19 protein-coding genes are annotated in these 17,309 nt (G+C 70.5%); 7 read left to right on the forward strand and 12 right to left on the reverse strand.

Annotated elements, in window-relative coordinates; genetic code table 11:
• The first annotated feature begins 26 nt into the window (after positions 1–26).
• Positions 27–1,454 carry a pyruvate kinase gene (gene pyk / locus ABD329_RS06305; RefSeq protein ID WP_198276733.1) on the forward strand — a complete coding sequence of 476 codons (1,428 nt, stop codon included), beginning with the start codon at positions 27–29 and terminating at the stop codon, positions 1,452–1,454.
• Positions 1,455–1,575: 121 nt separating this feature from the next.
• On the opposite strand, the gene ABD329_RS06310 is transcribed toward pyk, so the two are convergent.
• From ABD329_RS06310 to ABD329_RS06325, 4 genes are all read right to left on the reverse strand, one after another.
• The gene (locus ABD329_RS06310) at positions 1,576–2,916 is read right to left on the reverse strand and encodes a hydrogenase expression protein HypF (RefSeq protein WP_198276732.1); all 1,341 of its coding nucleotides are present in this window, start codon (positions 2,914–2,916) and stop codon (positions 1,576–1,578) included.
• A complete protein-coding gene (locus tag ABD329_RS06315; RefSeq protein ID WP_198276731.1) occupies positions 2,894–3,424 on the reverse strand; it encodes a DUF6114 domain-containing protein in 531 nt (176 codons plus the stop codon). The genes ABD329_RS06310 and ABD329_RS06315 overlap by 23 nt, the downstream gene beginning before the upstream one ends.
• 136 nt (positions 3,425–3,560) lie before the next feature.
• Positions 3,561–4,178, reverse strand: coding sequence for a DUF6230 family protein (locus ABD329_RS06320; RefSeq protein ID WP_037958497.1), 618 nt, complete (start codon positions 4,176–4,178; stop codon positions 3,561–3,563).
• Between the two features lie 562 nt (positions 4,179–4,740).
• Positions 4,741–5,712, reverse strand: coding sequence for a tetratricopeptide repeat protein (locus ABD329_RS06325; protein WP_198276730.1), 972 nt, complete (start codon positions 5,710–5,712; stop codon positions 4,741–4,743).
• A gap of 137 nt (positions 5,713–5,849) precedes the next feature.
• Here ABD329_RS06325 and ABD329_RS06330 point away from each other — a divergent pair, with 137 nt between their 5' ends.
• Positions 5,850–6,527: a TetR/AcrR family transcriptional regulator gene (locus ABD329_RS06330; protein WP_198276729.1), complete on the forward strand. Its 678-nt coding sequence runs from the start codon at positions 5,850–5,852 to the stop codon at positions 6,525–6,527.
• Here the strand turns inward: ABD329_RS06330 and icmA are convergent.
• From icmA to ABD329_RS06350, 4 genes are all read right to left on the reverse strand, one after another.
• On the reverse strand, positions 6,503–8,203 hold the full coding sequence (icmA, locus tag ABD329_RS06335; RefSeq protein ID WP_198276728.1) for a coenzyme B12-dependent isobutyryl-CoA mutase large subunit: 1,701 nt from the start codon (positions 8,201–8,203) through the stop codon (positions 6,503–6,505). The two genes, ABD329_RS06330 and icmA, sit on opposite strands and share 25 nt — an antisense overlap.
• Before the next feature lie 138 nt (positions 8,204–8,341).
• Positions 8,342–8,674: a DUF3817 domain-containing protein gene (locus ABD329_RS06340; RefSeq protein WP_198276727.1), complete on the reverse strand. Its 333-nt coding sequence runs from the start codon at positions 8,672–8,674 to the stop codon at positions 8,342–8,344.
• Between the two features lie 75 nt (positions 8,675–8,749).
• Entirely contained in the window at positions 8,750–9,259 is a 510-nt protein-coding gene (locus ABD329_RS06345) for a MarR family winged helix-turn-helix transcriptional regulator (RefSeq protein WP_198276726.1), read from the reverse strand.
• Positions 9,260–9,302: 43 nt separating this feature from the next.
• Entirely contained in the window at positions 9,303–10,658 is a 1,356-nt protein-coding gene (locus tag ABD329_RS06350) for an MFS transporter (protein WP_198276725.1), read from the reverse strand.
• Positions 10,659–10,740: 82 nt separating this feature from the next.
• On the opposite strand from ABD329_RS06350, the gene ABD329_RS06355 reads away from it, so the two are divergent.
• Positions 10,741–11,727 (forward strand): ArsR/SmtB family transcription factor, encoded by a 987-nt coding sequence (locus ABD329_RS06355; protein WP_198276724.1) that lies wholly within the window; start codon positions 10,741–10,743, stop codon positions 11,725–11,727.
• Between the two features lie 105 nt (positions 11,728–11,832).
• On the opposite strand, the gene ABD329_RS06360 is transcribed toward ABD329_RS06355, so the two are convergent.
• Together ABD329_RS06360 and ABD329_RS06365 are read right to left on the reverse strand one after the other, a co-directional pair.
• Positions 11,833–12,126 carry an MTH1187 family thiamine-binding protein gene (locus tag ABD329_RS06360; RefSeq protein WP_037958476.1) on the reverse strand — a complete coding sequence of 98 codons (294 nt, stop codon included), beginning with the start codon at positions 12,124–12,126 and terminating at the stop codon, positions 11,833–11,835.
• A complete protein-coding gene (locus ABD329_RS06365) occupies positions 12,123–12,467 on the reverse strand; it encodes a DUF3817 domain-containing protein (protein ID WP_198268972.1) in 345 nt (114 codons plus the stop codon). The genes ABD329_RS06360 and ABD329_RS06365 overlap by 4 nt, the downstream gene beginning before the upstream one ends.
• A 163-nt stretch (positions 12,468–12,630) precedes the next feature.
• Here ABD329_RS06365 and ABD329_RS06370 point away from each other — a divergent pair, with 163 nt between their 5' ends.
• From ABD329_RS06370 to ABD329_RS06385, 4 genes are all read left to right on the forward strand, one after another.
• Positions 12,631–13,269 carry an AIM24 family protein gene (locus ABD329_RS06370; protein WP_198276723.1) on the forward strand — a complete coding sequence of 213 codons (639 nt, stop codon included), beginning with the start codon at positions 12,631–12,633 and terminating at the stop codon, positions 13,267–13,269.
• Positions 13,269–13,919 carry an AIM24 family protein gene (locus ABD329_RS06375; protein WP_198276722.1) on the forward strand — a complete coding sequence of 217 codons (651 nt, stop codon included), beginning with the start codon at positions 13,269–13,271 and terminating at the stop codon, positions 13,917–13,919. Before ABD329_RS06370 ends, ABD329_RS06375 begins: the two co-directional genes overlap by 1 nt.
• Entirely contained in the window at positions 13,916–14,596 is a 681-nt protein-coding gene (locus ABD329_RS06380; protein WP_037958467.1) for an AIM24 family protein, read from the forward strand. The genes ABD329_RS06375 and ABD329_RS06380 overlap by 4 nt, the downstream gene beginning before the upstream one ends.
• A gap of 94 nt (positions 14,597–14,690) precedes the next feature.
• A complete protein-coding gene (locus ABD329_RS06385) occupies positions 14,691–15,167 on the forward strand; it encodes a MarR family winged helix-turn-helix transcriptional regulator (RefSeq protein ID WP_198276721.1) in 477 nt (158 codons plus the stop codon).
• A gap of 68 nt (positions 15,168–15,235) precedes the next feature.
• On the opposite strand, the gene ABD329_RS06390 is transcribed toward ABD329_RS06385, so the two are convergent.
• Positions 15,236–16,633, reverse strand: coding sequence for a sensor histidine kinase (locus ABD329_RS06390; protein WP_198276720.1), 1,398 nt, complete (start codon positions 16,631–16,633; stop codon positions 15,236–15,238).
• Complete coding sequence (locus tag ABD329_RS06395; protein ID WP_198276719.1) at positions 16,626–17,282, reverse strand: response regulator transcription factor; 657 nt, start codon at positions 17,280–17,282, stop codon at positions 16,626–16,628. Before ABD329_RS06395 ends, ABD329_RS06390 begins: the two co-directional genes overlap by 8 nt.
• Positions 17,283–17,309: the final 27 nt, after the last annotated feature.

The following is a 17,309-nucleotide window of genomic DNA, read 5'->3' on the forward strand; positions in this document are numbered from 1 at the left end:
GAAACAAACCCGATAGGATCTGCCCCATGCGCCGTTCCAAAATCGTCTGCACTCTGGGCCCCGCCGTCGACTCCTACGACCAGCTGAAGTCCCTGATCGAGGCCGGGATGAACGTGGCCCGGTTCAACATGAGCCACGGAAGCCACCCGGAGCACGAGGAGCGGTACCACCGCGTCCGCAAGGCCTCCGAGGAGACCGGGCACGCGGTCGGCGTCCTCGCCGACCTCCAGGGCCCCAAGATCCGTCTGGAGACCTTCAAGGACGGACCGGTGGAGCTGGTCCGCGGGGATGAGTTCATCATCACCACCGAGGACGTGGACGGTGACCGGACCATCTGCGGCACCACCTACAAGGGGCTGCCGGGCGATGTCTCCAAGGGCGACCAGGTCCTGATCAACGACGGCAACGTCGAGCTGCGGGTCACCGCCGTCGAGGGCTCGCGGGTGCGGACCATCGTCATCGAGGGCGGGGTGATCTCCGACCACAAGGGGATCAACCTGCCGGGCGCGGCGGTCAATGTGCCCGCGCTGTCCGAGAAGGACATCGAGGACCTGAAGTTCGCCCTGCGGATGGGCTGCGACATGGTCGCCCTGTCCTTCGTCCGGGACGCGGCCGACGTCCGGGACGTCCACCGGATCATGGACGAGGTGGGCCGCCGGGTACCGGTGATCGCCAAGGTGGAGAAGCCGCAGGCGGTCGCCAATATGACCGAGGTCGTCGCGGCCTTCGACGGGGTGATGGTGGCCCGTGGTGACCTCGCGGTGGAGTATCCGCTGGAGAAGGTCCCGATGGTGCAGAAGCGGCTGATCGAGCTCTGCCGCCGCAACGCCAAGCCGGTGATCGTCGCGACCCAGATGATGGAGTCGATGATCACCAACTCCCGGCCGACCCGCGCCGAGGCGTCCGACGTCGCCAACGCGATCCTGGACGGCGCCGACGCGGTGATGCTCTCCGCCGAGTCCTCGGTCGGCTCGTACCCCATCGAAACCGTCAAGGTGATGTCCCGGATCGTCGAGGCCGCCGAGCAGGAGCTGCTCTCGCGCGGTCTCCAGCCGCTGGTGCCCGGCAAGAAGCCGCGCACCCAGGGCGGTTCGGTGGCCCGCGCGGCCGCCGAGATCGCCGACTTCCTGGGCGCCAAGTCGCTGGTGGCCTTCACCCAGTCCGGCGACACCGCGCGCCGGCTCTCCCGCTACCGCGCCCAGCAGCCGATCCTGGCCTTCACCACCGACGCGTCCACCCGCAACCAGCTCACGCTGAGCTGGGGCGTGGAGTCCTTCGTGGTGCCGTACGTCGAGCACACCGACGCGATGGTGGACCTGGTCGACGCCGAGCTGCTGAAGCTGGGCCGCTACACCGAGGGCGACACCATGATCATCACCGCCGGTTCGCCCCCCGGCGTCCCCGGCACCACCAACATGGTCCGGGTGCACCACCTGGGCGGCGCGAGCCAGTAGGCGCCGAACCCGCCCCTAACGCGTCCGTGGGCACCGTCTCCGAGTGGAGGCGGTGCCCACGGGCGTTTCCCTCCTCATGGAGGGGTGTGCGGCTCCCGAACGGGTCGGTGGGGGCGCGGGATCACTCCCCGGTCTTGAACAGATGCATACCCGGAACGGTCAGGTCGCCACCGAACTGACCGGCCTGGGTGACCGTGACATCGGTGAAGAACACCTCGGGGATGTTCACCGGCGGCGGGCTCTTGGGGCTGAAGGTGATCGGGATGAGCCCCAGCAGGTTCCCCTTCAGCTCCTCGGTGTACATGGTCACCGTGCCGTTGCGGATGGTCGAGGTGGACCCGTCGCGCGCCTGCACATGCGTGGTGGTCCCGGCCGGTCCCACCACCAGCTGGTGGAGGTCCTTGATGTCCACGCCCGAGGCGGTGAACTTCAGGACCTTCTTGATCTGGCCCCCCTGCGTCTTGACCTCCACGATGCCCTTGTAGTCCAGGCCGTGCAGGCTCAGCATCGTGCTCTTGAGGGTCCAGGGGTCCTCGGGCAGCAGGCTCGGGGTCGGGTCCGTCTCGGCGTTCTCGTACGCGTCGGCGTCGAACTTCGGGCAGGGGAACGCCTCCTTGCCGTCCGCGTCCTTCGAGGCGGACGCGGAGGGCTTGGGAAGCGCCTTGTCCGCCTTGTCCTTGGCGTCGTCGACGGTCTTGCCCACCCCGTCCACGGTGTCCTTGACGCCCTTGCCCACCTTGTCCACCGTGTCCTTGACCGGATCGGTGAGCTTGTCGGAGGACTTGGACGGGGACGGCGACGAGCTGGGCTTGTCGCTGGAGGACGGGCTCGGCGAGGCGCTCGGCTCGGCCGACTCGTCCCCGCTCTTGTCATCGGGCGTGAGGACGTCGTGGAGCGTGTCCCCGAGACCCAGCGGGTCCAGCGGGTTCTTGGACTTGGAGGGGCTCGGCGAGGCCGACGGCTCCTTCGACTCCTTCTCGTCCTCGGAGCCGGACGACGGAGCGGAGGAGGAACTGGACGGGGACGGCGTGGGAGTGGCCTTGTCGTCCCGGGACCCGGTCTGGCCACCCGAGGACTCCTCGGAGCCCTTGGAGCCGTCCTGGGAGCCCTTCTCGGACGAATCCTTGGCGTCCTTGTCCTTGGCGTCCTTGTCCTCGCCCTGGGCGTCCTTGCTGCCCTTGGCGTCGTCCTTGTCCGCCTCGTCCGGCTGCGACACACACGGCCCGGGCTTGTAGCGGTCCTCGGGCCGGGGGTTGGCCGAGGCGAGCTGCGGAGTGAGCCCCATGCCCATCAGCACGGCCGTCGGCATGGCGGCCAGCGCTATGGCCTTGCCGGCGGGCACCTGAAGGCGGGTGAGTACCGACTTCTTCGGTGCCGCGTGCCGCGGGCCGGTTCTGACCCGGCGTGGGCTCACTCCCTCCGGCTGCTCGGGTCGGTCTTCACCCCGCACGGTGCCTCCCATTCCTGGCTTCCTGGTCCGGCGCGGACCCGGCCCCGGCCGGCTCCGGCACGCTGTCACCGTTCCCGTCGTCCTCTGAGGCGTTTCCCGGCCCCTCGGCCGGCTGCGCGGAGGGAGCCTCCCCGGGGGCCCAGGCAATGCTCATGCCGCCGCCGAACAGCGCGAGCAGGAAACCCATCAAGAAGCCGCCGAAGTTCGAGACGGGGATCGACACCAGACCGAGCAGGATCGTGGCGACTCCGGCGAACACCCGCACCATGGGCTGAAACCACATGGTCAGGCCCAGGACCACCAGCAACACCCCGATGATCAGCGAGGCCGATCCGGCGGTGGTGGACATGTTGATGGTGAATCCACCGGCGTTGAGGTCGTTGTACGGGAAGTACATGATCGGTACGCCCGCCAGCAGGCTCAACAGCCCGGCCCAGAACGGGCGCTGCCAGCGCCATGCCCTGAAGGACCCCCGCCAACGGCTGATACGGTCACTCGCCCCCGGCGACTCGGCACTCATTGAAAACAGCTCCCTGGGGCTGGCGATCGGTGTGATCGCGGTTGTTCTACAGCGGTACTAGCCTGGCGCATACACGCTGCGGGTCGATGCCCGGGTGAGGGGCAGCACCGCGGCCCCCCACCCTTGGCTCAGCTGATCAGAAGCACTCGTTCTTGCCCTTGCTGACCTTCATCGAAAGGCCGGAGAGCTTGAACGTGCCCGCGCTGGTCGCCCAGGCGGTCTGCTTCACACCGGTCAGCGTGGCGGAATCGGACTGCTGGCCGAACGAACCGGGATCGGCCGCGTCGCCCTTGTTGATGCCGGGACCCTTGTGGGCGTCACCCGCCGCGACACCGATGTCGATCCCGCGGAACGTGGCGTCCGCGTTGAGCTGATCGAGATCGATGAAGAGGTTCTTTGCCTCAACCTGCTTGCTGCCGTTGCCGGCCGTCAGCTTCAGCGACACATCGCCGAAGACCGGAACCGGGATCACGACGGACTGGCACAGGCCCTTGAGCTTCGCGCTCTTGAACGCCGACACCGCGACGGGGATCTTCTTGCCCCCGTGCTGGGTGTCAAGCGCGCCGTACTGCGCGAACCCGGTGCCGTCGAGCCGGTCGACCGAGACCTTGAACTGCTGACCGGACACGTTGAACGAGGCCGCGAGCGCACCCTGGGACAGGGCGACGCCGATCGCGGCCGTGGCAGCAACGCTCGGCACCATGACAACGGCGAACCGCTTCCATCTGGTGCCGCCACGAGCCACGGACTCCATGACTTTCCTCCTTCTCGGACGTACATCTCCGGCCGGGGCGGGGCCCCGGACCTGGGATGGGAGAAGTGCTACGTCCTCGGGAAGGAGAGCGCCCACGTCTCACAGGCGCACACCGCACCCGAAACACCGGCGATCACCCCCGAGCGACAACCACTGGCCACGCAATCTCGCGCAACCTCCTGGACAGGCCCTGCCTTGTGGGCAGAGACCCCCCTGTCCACGGCCGACGCCACTGCCGCCGACCTGCCCGGTGGGGACCCAACCACACCGACGCGCCGACCGGATGCCGAGCTACGGGGGGATGGACCGAGCTTGGCCGATCGTGGTCCATTCCCGGCCTGGGCACAAGGGGTTCGTTACTAGCGAGTAACGGACGGATAACCGAACCGCGGCAGGACGGTCGAGATCGGCCACACAGGGTTGCCGGACAGTGACCGGAAAGAGAGGGAGATTTACTCCAAGACCGGACAAAGCCCGGGCTTGCCTTTACTGGCAGTAACAGCGACCGCGTTTACCAAGTTTTAGTAAAGAGCGGTCGCTGTGTTGTTTGAGGAGCCGGAGGTCAGAACAGCACCCGCGCCAACGCGCCGCGTGCCGCCACCACTCGGGGGTCCTCACCGCCGATCACCTCGAACAGACTCAGGAGATGAACCCGGGCCGCGTCCCGGTCCTCCCCCGCCGTACGGCGCACCGCGTCCACCAACCGGCCGAAGGCGTCTTCCACATGACCGCCCACCAGGTCGAGGTCGGCCGCCGCGATCTGCGCCTTGACATCCGCCGGGCTCTCCGCGGCCGCCTTGCGCACCTGTGTGGCGTCCACTCCCTGGACGCGCTCCAGCAACTGGGCCTGGGCCAGGCCGAGCTTGGCCTCGCCGTTGGCGGGGTCGTCGGCGAGCACGTTCTGGTACGCCCGCACCGCACCGCCCAGGTCACCGGCGTCCAGCGCCTGATGGGCCGCGGCGAGCGCGAGGTCCTGCGGCGACTCGGGGACCTCCGGGGCGGCCTCCTCGGCGCCCTCGTCCTGGGCGCCGGGTTCGATCGGTGTACCCACGATGCCGAACTGCTGCTCCGCCGCCTGGATCAGCTGGTCCAGCACCTGGCGGATCTGCGCCTCGGGCGCGGCGCCCTGGAAGAGCGGCACCGGCTGGCCCGCGATCACCGCGAAGACCGCGGGAATCCCCTGGACGCCGAACTGCTGGAAGAGCATCTGGTTGGCATCGACGTCGATCTTCGCGAGGACGAACTGCCCCGCGTACTCCGTGGCCAGCCGCTCAAGGACGGGACCGAGCTGCTTGCACGGCTCGCACCACTCGGCCCAGAAGTCGATGACGACCGGCACTTCGGTGGAGCGCTGGAGGACGTCCTGCTGAAAACCCGCCTCGTCGACATTGAAGATCAGACGGCCGGGCGCGGGCGCGCTCCCGGTGCGGGCCGCCTCGGCCCGCGACCGCTCCGCCTTCTGCTTCGCTTCTCCGGCCGCCTTCACCGCGGCGAGGTCGACCACTCCACTCATGGACATGTTCCGTGGCTGCATGGTCCCATCCTCCCCTCTTCGCGCGGTGAAGGGAAAAGCGCATCGGCCCGTGGACCGGCCGTGGCACACCCTTACGCTACGAGTCGTAGCGTAACTCACCGGGACGATGCGCGGTACTGGCGGGTAGGGTGCCGCGCATGAGCCCGTCCGCACGCCGCACCGGGCGCCCGCGCAGCGCCGAGGCCGACCGCGCCATCCTGGGCGCGACGCGTGCCGCCCTGGTGGAACTGGGCTGGGCGAAGCTGACCCTGGGCGATGTGGCGGCCCGCGCCGGAGTCGCCAAGACGACGCTCTACCGCCGCTGGGCGAGCAAGTGCGAGCTGGTGGTGGACGCGGTCGCGGCGGTCTTCGACGAACATCTGGAAGCGGGCGACCACGGCAGTCTGCACGCCGATGTGGAGGCCGCGGTGATCCGGCTGGGGGCGCTGCTGGAGCGGCCCGAGACGGGCACCGCGCTGATGGCCGTCCTCGCCGAGGCCATGCATGACGAGTCGCTGCGGTGCCGGGTGCGCTCGGCGATCGTGGACCGGCAGAAGCGGCTGGTGACGATCGGCCGGGAGCGCGCCAGGCTCCGCGGTGAGCTGCCGCGCGAGGAGGACCCGGAGGCGTCGGCCCGCAACGCGGACCTGATCTTCGACGCGGTCGCCGGGACGGTGCTCCACCGGCTGATGGTCAGCGCGGAGCCGGTGGACCCGCGCTGGGCGCGGGACTTCACGGATCTGCTGCTGTACGGGATGACCGGGGCGGAACCCGATGGCGCGGCGGCCGCCGGACCCGCCCCGGACGGGGCTCAGAAGCCGGCCGGCTCCGTGTAGACGCCCCACTCGTCGCGGAGGGCGTCGCAGATCTCGCCGAGCGTGGCCTCGGCGCGCACCGCGGCCAGCATCGGTTCGATCATGTTGGAGCCCTCGCGGGCGGCGGCGATCATCGCCTGGAGCCCCTTGGCGATCTCGGCCTCGTCGCGCCCGGCCTTACGGCCGCCCAGCACCCGCACCTGCTCGCGCTCGACCTCGTGGCTGACCCGCAGGATCTCCAGGTCGCCGGTGACCGAGCCGTCGTGGCAGTTGACGCCGACGACCTTCTTCTCGCCCTTCTCCAGGGACCGCTGGTAGCGGAAGGCGGATTCGGCGATCTCGCCGGTGAACCAGCCGTCCTCGATGCCCTGGAGGATGCCCGCGGTGATCGGCCACCGGGGTTCCTGCCCGTCCGGCACCGTACGGCGGCCGCGCTCCTTGATCTCCTCGAAGATCTTCTCGGCGTCGGCCTCGATCCGGTCGGTCAGCGCCTCGACGTACCAGGAACCGCCCAGCGGGTCGGCCACGTTGACCACCCCGGTCTCCTCCATCAGCACCTGCTGGGTGCGCAGGGCGATCTCGGCGGCCTGCTCGCTGGGCAGCGCGAGGGTCTCGTCCAAGGCGTTGGTGTGCAGCGAGTTGGTGCCGCCGAGGACCGCGGCGAGGGCCTCCACGGCGGTCCGCACCACGTTGTTGTACGGCTGCTGGGCGGTGAGCGAGACCCCGGCGGTCTGGGTGTGGAACCGCAGCCACTGCGCCTTCTCGGTGGTCGCCCCGTAGACATCGCGCATCCAGCGGGCCCAGATCCGCCGGGCGGCGCGGAACTTGGCGATCTCCTCGAAGAAGTCGACATGCGCGTCGAAGAAGAAGGACAGCCCGGGCGCGAAGGTGTCGATGTCCAGGCCCCGGGAGAGGCCGAGCTCCACATAGCCGAAGCCGTCGGCGAGGGTGTACGCGAGCTCCTGCGCGGCCGTCGCCCCGGCCTCGCGGATGTGGTAGCCGGAGACGGACAGCGGCTTGTAGGCGGGGATGCCCTCGGAGCAGTACTCCATCAGGTCGCCGATCAGCTTCAGATGCGGCTCCGGCGGGAAGAGCCACTCCTTCTGGGCGATGTACTCCTTGAAGATGTCCGTCTGGAGCGTGCCGTTCAGCCGTGAGATGTCCACGCCCTGGCGCTCGGCGGCGACCAGGTACATGCAGAAGACGGGGACGGCCGGGCCGCTGATGGTCATCGAGGTGGTGACATCGCCGAGCGGGATGTCCTTGAAGAGGATCTCCATGTCGGCGGCGGAGTCGATGGCGACACCGCAGTGGCCGACCTCGCCGAGCGAGCGCGGGTCGTCGGAGTCGCGGCCCATCAGGGTGGGCATGTCGAAGGCGACCGAGAGCCCGCCGCCGCCCGCCTTGAGGATCATCTTGTAGCGCTCGTTGGTCTGCTCGGCATTGCCGAACCCGGCGAACTGGCGGATGGTCCAGGATCGGCCCCGGTACCCGGTGGCGTAGAGGCCACGGGTGAAGGGGAACTCCCCGGGCCAGCCGATCCGCTCGAACCCCGCCACGGAGTCGCCCGGGGCGGGCCCGTAGACCGGCTCGACGGGGTCCCCGGACAGCGTGGAGAAGTCGGCGTCGCGCTTGTGTGCCGCGTCGTACCGGGCCTGCCACCGTCGGCGGCCCTCCTCAATGCCTTCGGCGTCCATGCTGCAAAATTACTAGGACGTCCTAGTAATTGTCGACACGAGACGCGCCGCAGTGGGCCGATCGGGGGTACTCCCCTACCCGGCCGCGCGCCTCGTCCGACCCCGGACGGGACGCGCGGAAGGGCTGCAAACGCCCGGTCAGACCTGCGCGGGCGCGGGCTCGGCGCCGCTGACCAGCGGCTCCACCTCGCGGGTGACCTTGCGCTCGACGAAGAACGCGGCCGTCGGGATGGTGCCCGCCACCAGGACCCACAGCAGCTTGCCGAACGGCCACTTGGCCTTGGAGCCGAGGTCGAAGGCGAAGACCAGGTAGATGATGTAGAGCACGCCGTGGATCTGGGAGACCACGAGCGTGAGGTCCTCGCCCGTGTCGAAGCCGTACTTGAACACCATGCAGGTGCAGAGCACGAGCAGCATCACTGCGGTGATGTAGGCCATGACCCGGTAGCGGGTCAGCACGCTGCGTTTCATGCCCTGAGCGTAACCGCCCGTTCCGGGGCGATCTTCGCCGCCCCCGGTCTTCGGCGGCCGCCACCGGGGCCCCGCTCAGTCGTCGTCGAAGTCCTCCGCCGAGACCCTCAGCGGGCGCAGCATCTCGAAGATCCGGCCGCAGTCCTCGGCGTCGTAGACCCCGAGCCCGAACTCCATCGCCATCAGATCGCGGGTGGCCGACTCGACCACCTCACGGCCCCGGTCGGTGATCGAGGCCAGGGTGCCGCGGCCGTCGTTGGGGTTCGGCCGCTTGTCGACCAGACCCGATTTGACCAGGCGGTCCACGGTATTGGTGACCGAGGTCGGGTGGACCATCAGCCGCTCGCCGATCTTGGACATGGGCAGCTCACCGGCCTTGGAGAAGGTGAGCAGCACCAGCGCCTCATAGCGGGCGAAGGTCAGTCCGTACGGTCTGACGACCGCGTCGACCTGGCTGAGCAGGATCTGGTGGGCCCGCATGATCGAGGTGATCGCGGCCATCGACGGCACGGACCCCCACCGCTGCTTCCAGAGCTCATCGGCGCGGGCGATGGGGTCGAACGACAGACTGAGCGGCTTCGGCACACCACCGACCCTACCGGCCGGTCATATCGTGGTCAGCCCTATCTCACACTTCGGTCCGTACCGGCCCGGAGGCCGTACGCCGCACCTCCAGCGCCGCCAGCAGCGAGCACAGCGCCCCACAGCCGCCCGCCGTCGCGGCCACCACATGGACCGGTACGACCTCGGCGACCGCGCCCGAGACCGCCATGCCGAGACCCTGCGAGGTCATCAGCCCGGCCGTCATCACCGTCATCGCCCGGCCGCGCAGCTCATCGGGGACGGCGGCGAAGAACCACTGGTCGAGGCCGAGGTGGTAGGCGATACCGCAGCCGGTCAGCACCTGGAGGGCCAGCGCCCAGCCGAACGACGGATGCGCCGCGTACCCCAGGGCGGGCAGCATCGCCGCCACGCCGACCGGCAGCGTCAGCCGGGTCCTGGCGTGCGGCCCGAGCAGCGAGCCCACCAGCGCCTCGCTGGTGATCGCGCCCACCGGCATCCCGCACATCAGCAGCCCGAGACCCACCGCGCCGAGACCCAGCCCATCGGAGTACGGCGTCAGCAGGACCTCGGGCATCACCACGAACATCGGCGGCACCCACGACAGCACCATCAGCGCCCGGATCCGGCGGTCCGCGAACAGCCGCCGGATCCCGCTCAGCGAGTCCCCGAGCAGGGGCCACCTCCCAGCGGTAGCGGGGGGAGCCCCGCCCCCGGTCAGCCGGCGCGCCGGGCGGCGGCGGGTACCGAAGCGGAGCACCAGTGCCGAGCCCACGAGCGCCGCCGCGGTGAGCGCCAGCGCGACCCGCGGCGAGACGGCGGCCAGCAGCAGTCCGCCGACTCCGAACCCGGCGAGCTGCGCGGTCTGGGAGGTGATCCGGAGGACCGAGCGGCCCAGCACGAAGGCGTCGCCCTCGCCGAGGATGTCGCCGAGCGTCGCCGACCGGGTGCCGCTGAACACCGGGGAGATCGCGGCGGGCACACAGCGCAGCGCGAGCAGCGCGGCCACCGGCATCCCCGGCACCACCATGGCGGCCACGCACGCGGCGTGCACCAGATCGCAGACCACCAGCACCCGACGGGCCGGGAAGCGGTCGGCGACGGCGGACAGCAGGGCGCCGCCGATCACGTACGGCAGCATCGAGGTGGCGAACGTCAGCGCGCTCAGCAGCGGCGATCCGGTGAGCCGGAAGACCAGCACGGACAGTGCGATCTGGCCGACCATCTCGCCGAGCATGGAGACCAGGTGGGCGGCGAAGACGGCCCGGAACTCCCGGACCGCGAACACCGCGCGGTAGCCAACGCTCCCCGGGCCCGGCGGCGGCTCCCCGTCGGCCCCGGGCGCGAGCTCGGGTCGGGAGGCGTGCGCGCCGGGGCGCGACTCGAGGGGGCCCGTGGTGCCGGGACCGGAGGGCGTTGACATGCGGCAAGCGTGCCCGTGCGGACGGGGCGGGCTCTAGTGTTTCGGACTGAGCCGAATCTTCGGGATCCGGGGGGGAACACAGATGCCACTGCACATGCAGTTCGGGGCCGATGATCTGATGCGCTGCCGGTTCGCCATCTCGCCCCTGTGCCAGACCCACGAGGCGGTGCGCACACTGCGCCGGACCGAGCGGCACGGCTATCACCTGCCGTGGCTGCGGCGGGTGCGGGAGGCGCTGGCCGGGCTCGACCTGTCGGAGCTGTGGCTGCTGATGCCGGGGCGCGGCTACACCCCGGACTTCCTGGGGCCGCCGCCGGAGGTTCCGTACGCGCCGTTCGAGGACGAGCTGGCGCGGATGCGGGCCACGGACCCCGCCGCCGCCCGCCGTGAGCTGGCCCTGTCCCTGGAGTGCAGCCCGGGGGCGGCCGGCTCCGCGCGGGGCCGGGCGATGCTGGACGATCCGGCGGCGGCCGTACAGCGGCTGGCGGATGTGACCGAGGCCGCCTGGCGGGCCCTGGTGGCACCGGACTGGCCCCGGCTGCGGTCCCTGCTGGAGGCCGATATCGCCCATCGCTCACGGCAGCTGGCCGAGGGCGGTCTGGAGCGGCTGTTCGCGGATCTGCACCCGGCGCTGCGCTGGACCGACGGCGCGCTCACCATCCGCAACTCCGTGGTGCCCGCCCGGACGCAGGAGCTCGACGGCCGGGGGGTGCTGCTGATGCCCAGCGTCTTCGTCTGGCCGGATGTGATCAGCGGCTTCGTCCCGCCCTGGCAGCCCACGGTGATCTATCCGGCGCGCGGGGTCGGCGGACTGTGGCGGGAGCCGGACGCGGTCGCGGCGGACGCGCTCGTACGGCTCCTGGGGGCCAGCCGTGCCGCGCTCCTCTCCGGTCTGGAGGAGCCCGCGTCCACCACGGCCCTGGCCGCCCGACACCGCCTGGCGCCCTCGTCGGTCTCGGCGCATCTTGCGGTGCTGCGCGCCGCCGGGCTGCTCAGCTCGCGGCGCCAGGGCCATCAGGTGCTGTACGAGCGGACCCCGCTGGGCATGGCCCTGGTGGGCGGGGGCTGAGGCCCGCCGCCCACACCGGGGCGCTCAGAGCCTGTGTCATATCCCCGGCCGGGCGTGCGACGCCTGGCACGCACGCTGATCCGACCGGGGATATGACACAGGCTCTCAGTCGGAGAGGTGCCGCTCGACGGTCTCGACCTTGGAGGTCAGACCGTCCGTGACGCCCGGGCGGATATCGGCCTTGAGGACCACCGAGACCCGGGGCGCCCGCGCCTCCACCACCGCGACGGCGCGCCTGACGACGTCCATGACCTCGTCCCACTCGCCCTCGATCGAGGTGAACATCGCATCCGTACGGTTCGGCAGCCCCGACTCACGGACCACCCGCACCGCGTCGGCCACGTACTCCCCCACGTCCTCGCCGACGCCGAGCGGCGTCACCGAAAAGGCGACGATCATGCGTTGACCACGCCCTCCTTACGGGCGCGGGCCGCGATCACCCCGGCCTCGGCCTCCCGCTTGAGCTTGCGCTCGGCGAAGAAGCCGCCGGTGGGCAGGACGGAGAGGACGAAGTACAGGGCCGCGGTCTGCCACTTCCACTTGGCGCGGTTCCAGGCGTCCGCCCAGAAGACCACGTAGAGGATGAAGAGCACGCCGTGCACCATGCCCATCACCGGCACCGCGTTGAAGTCCGTGGTGCGCTTGAGCACCGAGCAGATGAGCAGCAGCAGGAACGACACGGCCTCGGGCGCGGAGACCAGGCGGAGCCGGCGCAGCGCGGTGGCGGTCTTGAAGTCCACGAGAGCACCTTCGTGTGAAGAGAGAGACACGGACCAGCTTGTGAAGGAATGCACAAGCTTTCGCCCATTGTCGCAGCCGCGCGGGCGATCTCCGTCCGGGGGGCACCCCATGCCCCCGGCGCTCCCTGTTCCCCGACGTCGCCGGACCGCTACCGTCGGCTCCGTGGCTCAGTTTCGGCTCCAGGGAAGCAGGGTGCTCGCGGTCGACCTGACCGGCGACTCCGTGAAGGCCAAGAACGGCGCGATGGTCGCCTACGAGGGGGAGATGACCTTCAAGAAGAGGACGGGCGGCGGGGAGGGGCTGCGCGGGATGGTGACCCGGCGGCTCACCGGTGAGCAGATGGCGGTCATGGAGGTGAAGGGGCACGGCACGTGCTACTTCGCCGACCGGGCGAGCGAGATCAACCTGGTGTCGCTGCGGGGCGAGAAGCTCTATGTGGAGTCCAGCAATCTGCTGTGCACGGACTCCGCGCTGCGCACCGGCACCTCCTTCACCGGGCTGCGCGGCTCCTCGCAGGGCAACGGCCTGTTCACCACGACCGTCGAGGGCACCGGCCAGGCCGCGCTCGTCTCGGCCGGCACGGCGGTCGTACTGCGCGTCACCCCGCAGACACCGCTCCAGGTCGACCCGGGCGCGTACATCGCCCACACCGGCGGTCTCAAGCAGCACTTCCAGGCGGGGGTGAACTTCCGCGCGCTGATAGGCGAGAGCGGCGGGGAGTCCTTCCAGATCCGGTTCGAGGGCGATGGGCTGGTCTACGTCCAGCCCAGTGAGCGCAACACGATCGGGGGTGAGGTGTGATGCCGTTCAATCTGCTCACCTCGCGGATGGTCGAGGCCCAGGTGCTGCCCGGGCAGACCCTGTTCAGCCAGCGCGGCGCGATGCTCGCCTATCGCGGGGACGTCCGCTTCACCCCCAGCATCACCGGCGGCCAGGGCGGGGTGCGGGGGATGATCGGGCGGCGGGTCGCCAATGAGGCCACCCCGCTGATGACCGTCGAGGGACAGGGCACGGTGATGTTCGGGCACGGCGGCCACCACGTCCATGTGATCGACCTGGTCGGCGACACCCTCTATGTGGAGTCGGACCGGCTGCTGGCCTTCGACGGCTCGCTGCGCCAGGGCACGATGTTCCTGGGCTCCCAGGGCGGGGTGATGGGCATGGTGCGCGGCCAGGTCACCGGCCAGGGGCTGTTCACCACCACCCTGGAGGGGCAGGGCTCGGCGGCGGTCATGGCGCACGGCGGGGTGCTGGAGCTGCCGATCGTCCCGGGACGTCCGGTGCACGTCGATCCGCAAGCCTATGTCGCCCACCGGGGTGATGTTCGCAATAAGCTCTCGACGGCGATCGGCTGGCGCGAAATGGTGGGCCGCGGCTCGGGCGAGGCGTTCCAACTGGAGCTGTCCGGCACCGGCATGGTCTACGTCCAGGCATCGGAGGAGAAGCTGTGAACGGCCCCGTGATCCATGACGCCTGGACGCTGCCCGTCGACGACAACATCAATCCGTACGCCTTCAGCGTGGATCTGAACGGCCAGTGGTTCCTCCAGAAAGGGAAGATGGTCGCCTACTACGGGCAGATCGACTTCCAGGGCGTCGGACTCGGCCACCTCGACCACCTCATCGCGCACAGCTTCCACTCCCCGCTGCACGCGGCGGAATGGGTGGTGGCCGAGGGGCAGGGCAAGATGGTGCTCGCGGACCGCGCCTTCGACGTCAACTCCTACGACCTGGACGACGGCAACCTCTCCATCCGGTCCGGCAATCTGCTCGCCTTCCAGCCCTCGCTGTCCCTGAAGCAGTCCATCGTCCCGGGCTTCCTCACCCTCATCGGCACGGGGAAGTTCGTGGCCGCCTCCAACGGGCCCGTGGTCTTCATGGAGCCGCCGATCCGGGTGGACCCCCAGGCGCTGGTCGGCTGGGCGGACTGCCCGACGCCGTGCCACCACTACGACCACGAGTATCTGCGCGGCTTCCTCGGTGCCGTCCGGTCGCGTACCGGCATCGGGGGCGCCTCGGGCGAGGAGCACCAATTCGAGTTCGTGGGCGCGGGAACCGTACTGCTCCAGTCCACGGAGGAGGTCGTCGCAGAGATATCGGTCGGCGAGACAGGGGGTACCGGTTCGTGAGCACGAAGGTGCGGAGTGTAACGTCGAACAGGTGACCTCTAGCCCGATACATCCATTGGTTCGGAATTCAACTTCTATAGGTAGAATACATCCCATGGAGACCGAGAACGGCACGCGCTGGCTCAGCGACGAGGAGCAGCGCGCCTGGCGCACCCACCTGGATGTCAGCCGGCTGCTGACCTACCAGCTCGAAAAGGACCTCCAGCCGTTCGGCCTGACCATGAACGACTACGAGATCCTGGTCAACCTCTCGGAGTCGGAGGACCACCGGATGCGGATGAGCGATCTCGCGTCCGCGACCCTACAGTCCAAGAGCCGGCTGTCCCATCAGATCACCCGGATGGAGAACGCCGGCCTGGTCCGCCGCGAGAACTGCGAATCGGACCGGCGGGGGCTGTACGCCGTGCTGACCGAGCAGGGCTGGGACACCATGCGCAAGGTCGCCCCCCACCATGTGGCGTCCGTGCGCAGCCACTTCATCGATCTGCTCGCGCCGGACGACCTCAAGGCGCTGTACGGATCGCTGGTGCCCGTCGCGGAACATCTGCGCACCCAGCGGGGCCGGGTCTAAGTGGTGTCCGGCGGGGCTTGACGCCCGCGGCGGGCCGGGGCTCCGCCGCGTGGTCCGCCGGACAGCCCCTACCTCGGCAGCCGCAGCTCGAACAGGGCGCCGCCCTCGGGTGCCGTCCGGACGGCCAGTGTGCCGCCGTGGCGCACCGCCACGTCCCGCGCGATGGCGAGGCCGAGCCCGGCCCCGCCATCGTCGCGGCTGCGGGCGTCGTCGAGCCGTACGAACCGCTCGAAGATCCGCTCCCGCTCCGCCCCGGGCACCCCCGCGCCGTCGTCCGCGACCTCCAGCACGGCCCACCGGCCCTCCTCGCGCACCGCCACCCGCACCCCGCTCCGGGCGTGCCGCTGGGCGTTGTCGATCAGATTGCCCAGCACCTGGGCCAGCTGCCCGCGCGAGCCCGGCACCGCGACCGGCGCGGTCTCGTCCCGCACCGGCACCCGGTCCGCCAGCCGCTGGGCCAGCTCCTCGCGCACCAGGGCGTCCAGCGCCACCGGCGTCCCTCCGGTGGGCCGCTCCCCCGCGTCCAGCCGGGCCAGCAGCAGCAGATCGGCGGCGAGCCGCTGGAGCCGCACCACGTCCTCCACCGCGCCGTCCAGGTCCAGCAGCTCCGGATGGGCCGCGCCCACCTCCAGCTGGGTGCGGAGCGAGGCCACCGGGGAGCGCAGCTCATGGGAGGCGTCGGCCACGAAGGCCCGCTGCCGCTCCACGGACGCCTCCAGCGCCGTGAGCGTCTCATTGGTGGTCCTGGCCAGCCGCGCCACCTCGTCGTGCGACCCCGGCTCGGGCACCCGCCGGGACAGGTCCGTGCTGGCCGTGATGGCGGCCATCTCGCGCCGGATGCCCTCCACGGGCCGCAGCGCCCGCCGGGTCACCAGCCAGGTCACGGCGGCCACGACCAGCAGCAGCAGCGGCAGCCCGAGCAGCATCGCGTCCCGCACCGTGGTGACCGCGCCGCGCTCGGTGGCCAGCGGGGCGCCCGCGTAGACGGTGACGTCCTCACCGGAGGTGCCGGTGGCCTCCACGGCCGCCCAGACGTAGTCGGCGGTCTCCCCGTCGACACGGGCGGAGCCGTCGCCGTACTCCTCCCCGGAGGAGACCTTTCCGGCGCCGCGGTCGTCATCGTCGGCGTCGTCGTCCGTGACGCCCGCCGCGACGGGCTTCACCGACGCGCTCCCGGTGCCCGTCACGGCCTCCAGGTCCTCGCTGACCGCCCGCACCCGGCCGTCCTCGTCCACGACCTGCACCGGGACGCTCTCGTCCAGCTTCAGCGACCCGTAGCCCGTCCCGGCGGCGATCTTCGACGCCACCTCCCGGGCGTCCACCTGGGCCTTCAGCCGCGCCTGGTCCCCCAGATCGGAGCGCAGCACCTGGAGCACCGCGATCCCCGCCGCCACCAGGGCCACCGCCACCACCAGCGTCGCCCCCAGCGCGGCCCGCGCCCGTACCGAACCGAACACCTCACGCACGGAGCCGGTACCCCGCTCCCCGTACGGTCTCGATGAGCCCCGCGCCCAACTTGCGGCGCAGGGCGCTCACATACACCTCGACGATGTTGGGGTCGCCGTCGTAGGCGAAGTCCCACACATGCTCCAGGATGTCCGGCTTGGAGACGACGTCGCCCGCCCGCGTCACCAACTGCTCCAGCACGGAGAACTCCTTGGCGGTCAGCGGCACCTCCCGGCCGTCCCGCTCCACCCGGCGCGCGCCCCGGTCCACGGTGAGCGGCCCCAGCCGCACCACCGGGGAGGCACCCGGGCCGCGCCGCCGCAGCAGCGCCCGTATCCGCGCCACCAGCACCACATACGAGAACGGTTTGGTCAGATAGTCGTCGGCCCCGGTGTCGAGCCCCTCCGCCTCGTCGTACTCGCCGTCCTTGGCGGTGAGCATCAGGATCGGCACCTCGTGCCCGGCGGCCCGGAGCGCCCCGCACACTCGGTAGCCGTTCAGCCCCGGCAGCATGATGTCGAGGACGACGAGGTCGTGCACCCCCTCCTGCGCACGGTGCAGCCCCTCCTGGCCGTCGTGCGCCACGTCGACGGCGAAACCCTCCGCCCGCAGCCCCTTGGCCAGCGACAGGGCCAGCCGCCGCTCGTCCTCCACGATCAGCACACGCATGCGACCAGCGTCGCAGAGCCAACCTGA

The sequence above is a fragment of the Streptomyces javensis genome, from assembly GCF_039525925.1.
Lineage (GTDB): Bacteria > Actinomycetota > Actinomycetes > Streptomycetales > Streptomycetaceae > Streptomyces > Streptomyces asiaticus.